This is a genomic window from Bacillus sp. K2I17 (assembly GCF_002209985.1).
GTDB classification, from domain to species: Bacteria; Bacillota; Bacilli; order Bacillales; family Bacillaceae_G; genus Bacillus_A; species Bacillus_A wiedmannii.
In genome coordinates this window covers 1-10,344 of sequence record NZ_NJGF01000074.1, presented here as the reverse complement: position 1 = coordinate 10,344, position 10,344 = coordinate 1, and the positions used below count along the sequence as shown (strand labels likewise).

Here is a 10,344-nt window from a genome sequence, read left to right as displayed (position 1 = left end):
CGAATCTCAATGGCTGCTTAGTCTTTTTTTAAAGCTGTCTACTTGACGGGGATAAGACCAATATAGATGTCTTTTCTTTGACTTGAACCACCATGATTGTACTAACAATACTTTTACTTTAGATGAAATTCGAACTCGCTTCGGTAGAAATAGCATTTTACGGGCTATCTCTTACATACCACATTCGACGATTAAATACAGAAGGAGGCCAAGCATGAGAGAAACACGTATTCAAAGAGAACAGGGAATTGAATAGTGGGCAGAATGGTTATCAAGAGCTAAATTGTAAAATATCATAAAAATCGATCATCTAAAACAAGTAGGCCCCTATTAATATAGAGGCCTACTTGTTTTTTACATCATTCTTGTTTTTTCTTTTCTCTTAAATAATCTTTATAAACTAAAACAGCCACAAGAATAAAGCTTATACTAACAATTCGAAAAATCATATTTAAACTTATCCATTTAGCTAAAAACCCTAATACAAATGCACTAATCCCAACCCCAACATCAAAGCTTGAAAAGAAAGTTGCATTTGCTGCACCACTTTTTTCTTCACTTACCTTTTGAACTGCCCAAGTTTGTAAACACGGCATTACAGTTCCATAACCTGCGCCAAATAAAATTGCCGCTATTATCAGATATACATCACTTTCTGCATAAGACAACACAATAAGTGACAAAAATCCTAGTATAGCTGAGACGATAATAATAGACCAAGGCCCTTTGATATCATACCACTTCCCAGTAAAAGGACGTATTAAAGTTGCAACAGTTGCATTAATAAGAAAGAATAAGAATATATGATTTAGCCCCTGCTGTTTTCCGAAAAGAACTAAAAAGGTAAGAATCGCCCCAAAGCCAATTGTTGTAATAACTGCCAGCAACGCTTGAAACCATACCTCTTTTTCAAAAATCATATCCCAAAAGCGAAATGGTTGTTTCTCGCGCTTTATAGGAATTGAAGCGTGAACGAATTGAAGCATAATAACCGCTAGTAGACTGAGTATTACCGACGTCCAAATTAAAGTTTCAAAAGAAAAAGAGTTGTAGATAAAAATGCCTATACTTGGTGCGATAATTGCTCCGACTGTTGTTGAAACAGAAAAATATCCCATTCCTTCTCCTAATCGCTTATTAGGAATTAAATCTACCGCTAGTGTACTGTTAGCTGTTGTTGAAACACCCCAGGCAACACCATGAAAAATTCGTACAAGTAAAAATAGCCATACGATATTAAGAAATGGATATATACAGGTAATAAGCATTAAAGCTACACTTGCACCGATTGCTAAGCTTTTCCTTTTGTTATCGATTAAATAGTATCCGACCAATGGTCTAATTAATACCGCACCAATTGTAAATAATGTTGTCACTAAACCTACCTGTATAGAAGATGCATTCATCTCTGTCAAATAGGCTGGCAAAATAGGGAGTATCATCTCAAATCCAATAAATACAAAAAGGTTACTAAGAAATAAACAAACAAATGATTGATTTAATATTTTTTGATTTTCCATATTATGATTCCTCGCTTCTAAATTGTTTTTTCAACTTAGAAGCAAAGAATCACTGAAACATTTTTTAATTTCCTAAGATGCTTAGTCAATTAATTCACCCTCTCTAAACTTTATAGGTTTTATTAAAAATATCTTAAGTAGATAGTCTTTTTAATTATAAAAACTTTATACGATATTTCATTATAACTTAAATCCATATTCTGAACAAACGAAGTTTTAAACAGTTTATTGAATTCGTAATTCACCCAATCATTGACATTAAATATTTTTCCTTCAAGTTTAAAATAAATTTTAGTGATTGACACAATAATCTCTGGAATGCTACGGTTTTAATGGTAAAGTAGTAAGAGGTTTAATGTTTAGATATTACTTATATGATGCTAAAAGGTACCAGAATACTTTTAGAAAAAGAAAATTTATATTCTCATAGCCCTTAAAGTTAGATATAAAGATAATTCGATTAAGTTAACCGTACATAAAGAGAGGAAGAAAGTAAGATGTTTACAAGAGTTACATCAGTTGTAGCTGCTATTATAGGAGCGAGTCTGCTACTAACAGCTTGTAGTAGTGAAGAAAAAGAGACAAAAAATAATGCAAAAGCAACTGACAAGAATGAAACAAAACAGTCCATTAGTTTACCGTATATAGCGGAGATCCCGACAATGGATGTAACAAAGGCAACAGATGGTGAATCCATGAATGTAATGCGGAATGTGTTTGAAGGTCTGTACATACTAGGGGAAGATAACAAAGTAATTCCTGGTGTGGCAAAATCGTATGAAGTGAGTGAAGATAAAAAAACATACACATTCCATCTAAGGGATTCCAAATGGTCAAATGGGACACCTGTAACAGCTGCAGACTTCGTATTCTCTTGGAAACGTGCTGTGAATCCTGATACAGCTGCAGAATATGCGTTTTTATTCTTTGATATAAAGAATGCAAAGAAAATTAATAGTAAAGAGCTACCTGTAGAACAGCTAGGGGTAAAAGCAATAGATGATAAAACATTAGAGGTGAAATTAGAGCAGCCTGTCCCTTATTTCATAGATTTGACAACGTTCGTAACGTTTTTGCCGATTAACGAGAAGTATTTTGAATCAAAAGGGAAGCATTATGGTTTAGAAGCAAATCAATTGGTTTATAACGGGGCATTCATATTGGATAATTGGAAGCATGAACAAGGTTTTCAGTTGAAAAGGAATCAGAATTATTGGGATGCTACAACTGTGAAATTAGACGAAATCAACTTTGATATCGTGAAAGATAAATCAACAGAAATAAATCTATATGAATCAGGTCAAATTGACCGTGTAGGACTAACAGGTGAGTTTGTAGACAAATATAGAAATAGTCCTGATTTCAAAGAGCGACCTGAAGTAACTATGCAGTTTTTACGTATGAATCAAAAAAATGAAGTGTTAAAAAATAAACATGTACGTTTGGCAATTAGTCAGGCAATGAATAAGAACTCCTTTGTAGATACAGTGTTAAACAATGGCTCTCTTCCTGCGGATGGTTTTATCCCAGCTGATTTTGCTAAAGGTTCGGACGGAAAAGACTTCCGAAAAGAAAATGGAAATTTAATAAAAGATGATGTAAATGCAGCGAAAGAGAATTGGAAAAAAGCAAGGCAAGAACTTAAGAAAGAACAGATAACACTAGAATTGCTAACAAGTGATAATGCAATAGCCAAGAAAAATGCGGAGTATTTAAAAGGTGAACTAGAAAAGAATTTAGAGGGGCTAACGGTCCATGTTAAACCGCAGCCACGCAAACAGCAAATTCAGTTGCTACTGAATAGTGATTATGATTTAGGTGTTGATGTATGGGGTCCCGATATTCCTGATCCAATCACATTTTTAGATTTATTCACGACCGATAGTAGCTATAACTTTGATAAATATTCAAATCAGGCATATGATGAATTAATTCATCAAGTGAAAACAGATTTAGCTGGTGATGAAAATGCTCGTTGGGAGGCAATGAAACGAGCAGAAAAAATATTATTAGAAGATGGAGCAGTCGCACCATTTTATCAACCAGGCAGATCATACTTACAGCGTTCTTCCATTAAAGGAATTGTAACGAATGATTTTGGTGGAGAATTTAACTATAAATGGGCAGAAGTTAAGAAATAAATTTGAAAATAATAAATTTGAAAATAGAGAGTGGAAGTAGGATTAAAAAATGAAGCTTAAACTTATCAGTATGGCAATCCCTTTAACATTACTATTGGGAGGATGTACGTCAACAAAAGATACAACGGAAATAAAAGCATCAGAAGAAAAAACAGACAAGGAGACGGGTGAAGAGTCAGGGGAAACTAAGTACTTGGAGAAAGTCAAGGTTTTAACTGGTGATATGCATAAAGCAATGGAGAAGGTTGGGGATGTCCTTAAAAAAGATCCTACATTATATGAAGTGCAAGAAGAATTTGATGAAGCAATTATGGGGTTAAGAAAAGTAGCCAAGTCTTTTAAGGAGTTAGATCCTAATTCTGAATATACGTTACCTCAAAAGAAGATTGTAAGAGCGATGGATGAATTTGAGTTAGCTACAACGAAACTACTTTTGGGTATGGACGATACTACAGGCTATACATTTAAAGATGGAATAAATCAATACAAACAAGCAAATGAATTGTATATAAAAGCTGGTTATCAAATTTTAGATGTAAGAGACGGCAAAGAATTAGGTACAACGCAAAAAGAAAAAGAATAAATAGTAGGGAAAAGGGAGTCGATTATTCGAGTCCTTTTAGTTTGCATTGCATTGCAATTATGTATAATTGCATGTTTATTTATCTTGTTATATCGACAAAAATCGACATTTTTTTTGATATACTTATATTAGAATCGGATATAACGATATTGGATGTTACAAATATACTGAGGGATTTTGGGGAATTCTTGTTTTTTTAGAAGGGAAAATATTATGAATGAAACACTTAAGAGAGAAGATAAAATTTCAGAAAAAACATTAAACAAATTCTTGAGTAACATTATTGATGAAATTGATTTCCAAAGGAAAAATCAAGAGGATATCGCTAAAATAATTGGCATTTCTTCAGGAACGCTTTCGAAGAATTTAACAGGGAAAAATCAATTTGGATTTTGGAATTTAATTAAATTATTGAAGCTATTGTATGCCGGTGATATTAATAAACAAAGTAAGATGTTACACACCTTCTGTTCTGTTACAACAAGTAGGAAGAACTTGAGGATTGCAATGGAATACGCAAATATAAAAGGTAATTTAGCGCTGCTTAAACTAATAGTTGACCAAGAAAAAAGTTCATCTCTAGCAATGAATCGAGAATGGGCTTATGTATATGAATTAGTGTGGCAGCGTAGCAGTGGTGTCATTGCAAAACAAGAATTATTAGATACTCTTGAAAATCGTAAGGGTAAAAAGGTAATCAAAACAAACGAGATGAAGATTTTATATGGAATATTAACCTGTTATACGATGTGTGATTTAGAGACGTATAATTCCTTATCTGAGTATGCTCAAGTGTTATTACCAAAAATTGAAAAAGTATCTGATAGTTTTATAAAAGCTGCTTATTTTGGCAGAATTAAAGAATGTTTGTCTTTTGCATATTTGGTTCAGGATAAACTTGAAAACTTACGAAGTACATGTCATGAGATTTTAGATTTAGAAGATCCTGAGAGGTGTTTTAATCTTTTAAGGGCATCTGCATTTGTATATTTAGCGGAATCTTATACTTTTGAATGCTATGATAGTGCATCTAAGTATATAAATAGGGCTTTGGAGCAGCTTGGATCATGCAATTTTGAAAGAGAATTACAGAGAAAAGAATTAATTTTAAATACGCTTGCGTTTATTAAGTTGGTTAATAAGCAAGAATTGAAAAATATAGAGATATATCATCCAGCAGAAAAAGCGTTTTTCGAAATTATTAAAGGAAATTATAAAAATGCGGTTGAAATCCTAAATGATTTAGAAAAGAAGAATGACATTCTAACACCAATGCAATATTGCTATTTAGGAATAGCGAAGAATGATATTTCTTTAATCGAAAAAGCAATTGAGTTATTTGATTGTGCTGGTAATAGATTCTACAGTAAATTTCCTAAAAAAATAGTAGTAGAATATAATGGTATAATGTATGAGGGTGGTGCTATATGAAAAAAATATTATTTGTATTAACAAGTATCGTTTTTGCAGCTGGAATTATTTACACCGCTGCTGGTAGTAAAGAGCAACCAAACAATTTAGTAAAAAAAGATTCAGAACAATTATTGGCTAGAATGGGGGATCCTGGTGGCGGTATCGGATAACCTTTAAATAATTAAAATGCGATTGTCTCATAGGAGGCAATCGCATTCGTTGTTTTTAGGGATATTTCCTAAATATCAAATTCGAAATACAGTAAAAGTTTGTGAATTATTCGCAAACTGATAGCTAATACTAAATCAAAATTTTAAACTATATTGTTAGTGAAGTTGCAAAAACCCTTGTGTTATCAAATCTACTGATAACACAAGGGTTTCCAAAGATTTTTCCGCGAGGGCGGGGCATTGAAAATGTTTAGCCCCTTTTACAGGCTAATACTACACAAGTGCATTTAACTCACATACAATATAAAATTTGCTGAAAAATAATTTTACATTCATTTGGCAAAATGCTTTTTTATGAAATAGGTGTAATCAATAAGAACCTCTAACACTTCTTGCTGTTTTTGTGGAGGCAGATCAGATATTGCTACTTTAATTAATTCTAATTTACTTTCAAGTGGTGCATTTCGCCCAAATAGTTCATCTATGGAGACGTTATGTATTTCAGCAAGATTTATGATGGAATCTGCATCAGGATCAGCTTTCCCATATTCCCAATTTGCATAAGTAGTGCGGGCAATGTTTAGGCGATGTGATATATCGGATTGGGTATATCCTTGTTTTTTTCTCAATTCAGCAAGTCGTTTGCTTAGATGGGACATATCATTACCTTTTCCTTTCTGATTTATAAAGTTAGTGTAAAACAGAAAAGGTAAATTGTGTCCTAATGACTAATAATAAGGCATAATATAAAATATTTTGTAATAATTAGTTAAAATGTTATGATGATAAGAAATATTTAGAGTTCTATGAGCAAAAAATAGGAAGAAATCGAAACGTTAAATCGAGTTTCTTCCTATTATATATACTTACTAAAATAATGATTTTCCTATATCTATTGTGGCCAAGTTTTGACGTCTTGTACGCTCTCTTAAATAACGTTCCGTAGTCATGATAGATTCATGCCCTAAATAGTCCCTTATTTTTTTTAGTTCAACACCCTTTTCCATTAAGTAATTAGCCATGAAATGCCTACAAGTGTGAGGAGTGATTCTATCCTGTCGGAAACGCAGAAAATCTAAATTTATTTCTTCTATTTTTTTTGCCACAAGAGAAGATAGATAGTCTGCTCGATAATTTGATCCATCAGCTTTAGGGAGAAAAGCAGAGGTACTCGATGCATCTAGTTCTGTTGTTTGTTTACGTAAACTTCGAACATGGCATAAAGCATCTAATGTATCTTCAAAGATGCGAACTTCCCTACTTTTATTCCCTTTACCAACAACACGAAGTAGATAGGCATTTAAAGATGAATGAAAGACCAAGTCTGCCCATTTTGCAGTTGCGATTTCTTCGATTCGTAGCCCTGTTGTAGTTAACAGGAAAAATGCAGTGTAAACAAAATAGTTGGATTTTTTTAGTTCATCTAATATCTGGGTAACTTCTTCTGGATAAAGGTCACGATTGACTAGCTCTTCTTTTTTTACGGATACTTTTTTAAGGCGACTACTAAAGTTGTCTGAGAGTCCGTTGTTATCATACACATATTTTAAAAACTGCTGAACTACTGTTTTCTTTTTACGTAATGTAGTGGAAGCATATTTTTTGCTTAATTCATAGAAATAGATTTCCATCTCATTATGGGATAACTCTTGAATGGTGCCAATTGTTTCTTTTATGTAACGAAGAAAATGAGAAAGATCGTGCAGATACTGTTGTTTGGTTCGCTCACTTCTTTTTTTCGTTAAAGAAGGCTCATCGTGTAAAAATAAATAAACCAATGATTCTTCACTTAATTGGGAGTAGTCAATATTACGGATACCTAAACCCATAATTTTTTCAAAATGACTGCTATCAAAAAAATCTGATTTTGATTTTACAATTTGGTTATTATGTTCGTAATTTATAATATTCAAATCTAAACACAACCTTTTGTAGAATGAAATATTAAACAAATATTTTTAAATAAATTTTTATGATTCTAATTATACCACAATAAATGCGTTATTTATTGTGGTATAAATTGAAATGATTAAATATATATTTCCGCCTTAATATTTAACGTTTCTGTTTAGATGATGTATAATGGAAATGTTTAATTTATTTTTTTGTACATTTCAATCCAAGTGCGGTAGGAGGAGATTTTTTTGACTAACCTTCGTCGGAAAATTTTACATGAAATCTATAATTTAGAAGACACCCATTGTTCAATTTGCCCTCTGAACAACCTATCAGTGAATTGTACAGATGAGCAAGAACAGGCAAAACAGAGAAACTATAAACATTGTAAAGGTTGTCCCATTTTCGATTCCATCCGAGAGAAAGGAGAGCAATTGAATTCTTTATCGAAAAAGAGTACATTTAATAAGGTACGAGAACGTTATATGGAAAATCCATTTAAGTATCTTCAGTATAAGGAGTACTCAATCACAGATGTAGTAAAAGAAACAGGTTTAACAAAGTATCAACTAAGAAAATTTAAACAACAGCTAGAATGAAAGTTTCGGATGAGGTGAGAAATGGACTATTTATCTTTAGAAGAGGTATGCGAGAGGGTAGGTTTAACAAAAAATCAATTAGGCTATTTAATTAAGTATAAACATATCGAACCTATCAATCTGGCTACCTGGAAAGCGGATGGTGGATATCGTTTTGAACAAGAAGATGTAAAAAAGTTAGAGGAATTATACAAAGACTCTTTAACATTAAAAGAAGCAGCTGAATTTCTAAATAAGTCTAAGACTTACGTTCATAATGCGGCTAAAGATGGGATATTGCCCTTTAAAGAGATTGCTAAAGGGAAATCTACTGAACGATTGTACTTAAAAAACGATTTGGAAATTTTTAAAGAAAGAATTGAAAATAGATCAAAAGAGGAGTCAAGAGAAAAAAAGCAGCATTTAAGTCTATACCTCGATGAAAAGGTATTAGAAGCAATAAAGAAAAAGGCTGAAAAGAGAGGGTATAATGGCTACAAGAAGTTTGCTGAAGACATTTTATTTGCAGAAGTAAAAGAAGACATAGAAGAATAGAATTCCTAACAAAAATAGACCTCGAAAATGATAAAATCGTTTTAATAGGTCTATTTTTGCTTATAAGAAGTTTTTTGATTGTCGAATCTAATTGTATTATCCAAGTCACCAAAGTAGTTTACAACCGGATTTGAGAGGTCGTTTTTTCGAGTTCACGTGTTGAAAATCAATAACTTTACAGAAAATGGGATTTAATACATCAGATTTAGAAGATTGACTAATAGATGATAAATAAATGTAAGGAGAGGTTATTTTGGATAAAAAAATTGTAAATCAAGAAATAAGAAATGCCATTAAAATTGGCGATATTAATAAAGTAAAACAATTAATCGGTAATAATACTAAACTTTTAAATACAAAGACTTCATTTGGAACATGGTTGCACATAGCTGCAAAAAAAGGAAATCTTGATATTGTTAAATTTCTAGTTCAGGAAGGTATAGATATTGATGCTAGGGGAGGAACATTTGATTCTTCAGCATTAAACTTGGCGGCAGGATCAGACCATTTGGATATAGTGAAACATTTAGTAAATGCCGGTGCAGAATTAGATGTCAGCTTAGCAAAAAGAAATCCTTTATTTGGAGCTATTTATGGTGGACATAAAAATGTAGTTGAGTTTCTGGTTGAAAAGGGTATAGATATTTCGATTAGATATACTGGAGAGAATATTAAGAACATGAATGCCTATGATTATGCTATGGAATTTGGGCAAACCGAAATCGCCGAATGATTAATACGGTAAATGGCGGCATACATCAAAAATGCCTATAAAACCAAGTAAATTATAAGGATATCAAGAAATATAGTATACATATTTAGATTATAGTAAACTAATATCTTTTTAAAACTCCTAAACTAAAAGAGTATGAACAGACTGAAATTGGACGAATTTTCTATTTTAGAGTATAGAAGTATGGTAAAATAGAAGTATAACTGTATATCGTGTGAAGGTGGGCTTGTTATTATCCCTTCTTTCCATTTGGAAGGAAAGGGGGTGATATAACATGGAATTTTTGTTTGAACTTTTAAAAGAAATTGCAAGAGCAGTTGTGCGTGAAGTTTCAGCATACGCACTGAAAAAGCAATTTGAAAAAAAAGACAACAAAAAACCCTCGCTTCACCGACCAAAGTACAAGCGTGGGTCTAAAAGAAAAAGATAATGCATAATAACAACCACCTTGACAGTAGCAGTTATGAGACGGGATGTGTCCAGCATCTCGTCTTTTTTAGTTTATGCAATTCAGTTAAGTACTATACTTTATATATATTGGATATACATTCAATATATATCTAATCTACAGTAAACATACCATATTTTTATTTTTTGGTCAACGCTTGGCTAATATTAGGGACTAAATAGAGAGGGGTATACTGTAATTCCATAATGCAAGTGAATTTAGAGAAGTAACAGGGGTACCGCCACACATCCATCAACTTAAGGGATATTTTCAAACAAAATGTGGGTTTTTTATATAATTTTTTATT

11 protein-coding genes are annotated in these 10,344 nt (G+C 32.3%); 8 read left to right on the top strand and 3 right to left on the bottom strand.

Annotated elements, in window-relative coordinates:
* Positions 1-359 precede the first annotated feature (359 nt).
* Positions 360-1,520, bottom strand: a complete 1,161-nt coding sequence (locus CER22_RS30060; protein WP_088610394.1) for an MFS transporter — start codon at positions 1,518-1,520, stop codon at positions 360-362.
* Positions 1,521-2,017: 497 nt separating this feature from the next.
* Here CER22_RS30060 and CER22_RS30055 point away from each other — a divergent pair, with 497 nt between their 5' ends.
* The 4 genes from CER22_RS30055 (at position 2,018) to CER22_RS33385 (ending at position 5,827) form a co-directional block, all read left to right on the top strand.
* Positions 2,018-3,661: a peptide ABC transporter substrate-binding protein gene (locus CER22_RS30055; RefSeq protein ID WP_088610393.1), complete on the top strand. Its 1,644-nt coding sequence runs from the start codon at positions 2,018-2,020 to the stop codon at positions 3,659-3,661.
* A gap of 49 nt (positions 3,662-3,710) precedes the next feature.
* Positions 3,711-4,244, top strand: coding sequence for a DUF7018 domain-containing (lipo)protein (locus CER22_RS30050; RefSeq protein WP_088610392.1), 534 nt, complete (start codon positions 3,711-3,713; stop codon positions 4,242-4,244).
* A gap of 213 nt (positions 4,245-4,457) precedes the next feature.
* Positions 4,458-5,675 (top strand): AimR family lysis-lysogeny pheromone receptor, encoded by a 1,218-nt coding sequence (locus CER22_RS30045; protein ID WP_088610391.1) that lies wholly within the window; start codon positions 4,458-4,460, stop codon positions 5,673-5,675.
* On the top strand, positions 5,672-5,827 hold the full coding sequence (locus tag CER22_RS33385; RefSeq protein WP_172452033.1) for a hypothetical protein: 156 nt from the start codon (positions 5,672-5,674) through the stop codon (positions 5,825-5,827). Before CER22_RS30045 ends, CER22_RS33385 begins: the two co-directional genes overlap by 4 nt.
* A 332-nt stretch (positions 5,828-6,159) precedes the next feature.
* On the opposite strand, the gene CER22_RS30040 is transcribed toward CER22_RS33385, so the two are convergent.
* Both CER22_RS30040 and CER22_RS30035 read right to left on the bottom strand, forming a co-directional pair.
* Positions 6,160-6,486 (bottom strand): helix-turn-helix domain-containing protein, encoded by a 327-nt coding sequence (locus CER22_RS30040; protein ID WP_088610390.1) that lies wholly within the window; start codon positions 6,484-6,486, stop codon positions 6,160-6,162.
* 210 nt (positions 6,487-6,696) lie between these two features.
* Positions 6,697-7,740: a tyrosine-type recombinase/integrase gene (locus tag CER22_RS30035; RefSeq protein ID WP_088610389.1), complete on the bottom strand. Its 1,044-nt coding sequence runs from the start codon at positions 7,738-7,740 to the stop codon at positions 6,697-6,699.
* Positions 7,741-7,971: 231 nt separating this feature from the next.
* On the opposite strand from CER22_RS30035, the gene CER22_RS30030 reads away from it, so the two are divergent.
* From CER22_RS30030 to CER22_RS33380, 4 genes are all read left to right on the top strand, one after another.
* Entirely contained in the window at positions 7,972-8,322 is a 351-nt protein-coding gene (locus CER22_RS30030) for a zinc-finger domain-containing protein (protein WP_088610388.1), read from the top strand.
* A 21-nt stretch (positions 8,323-8,343) separates the two neighbouring features.
* Entirely contained in the window at positions 8,344-8,856 is a 513-nt protein-coding gene (locus CER22_RS30025; RefSeq protein WP_088610387.1) for a helix-turn-helix domain-containing protein, read from the top strand.
* A gap of 253 nt (positions 8,857-9,109) precedes the next feature.
* Positions 9,110-9,589: an ankyrin repeat domain-containing protein gene (locus CER22_RS30020; protein ID WP_088610386.1), complete on the top strand. Its 480-nt coding sequence runs from the start codon at positions 9,110-9,112 to the stop codon at positions 9,587-9,589.
* Between the two features lie 274 nt (positions 9,590-9,863).
* On the top strand, positions 9,864-10,019 hold the full coding sequence (locus tag CER22_RS33380; RefSeq protein WP_000394776.1) for a hypothetical protein: 156 nt from the start codon (positions 9,864-9,866) through the stop codon (positions 10,017-10,019).
* The last annotated feature ends 325 nt before the right edge of the window (positions 10,020-10,344 follow it).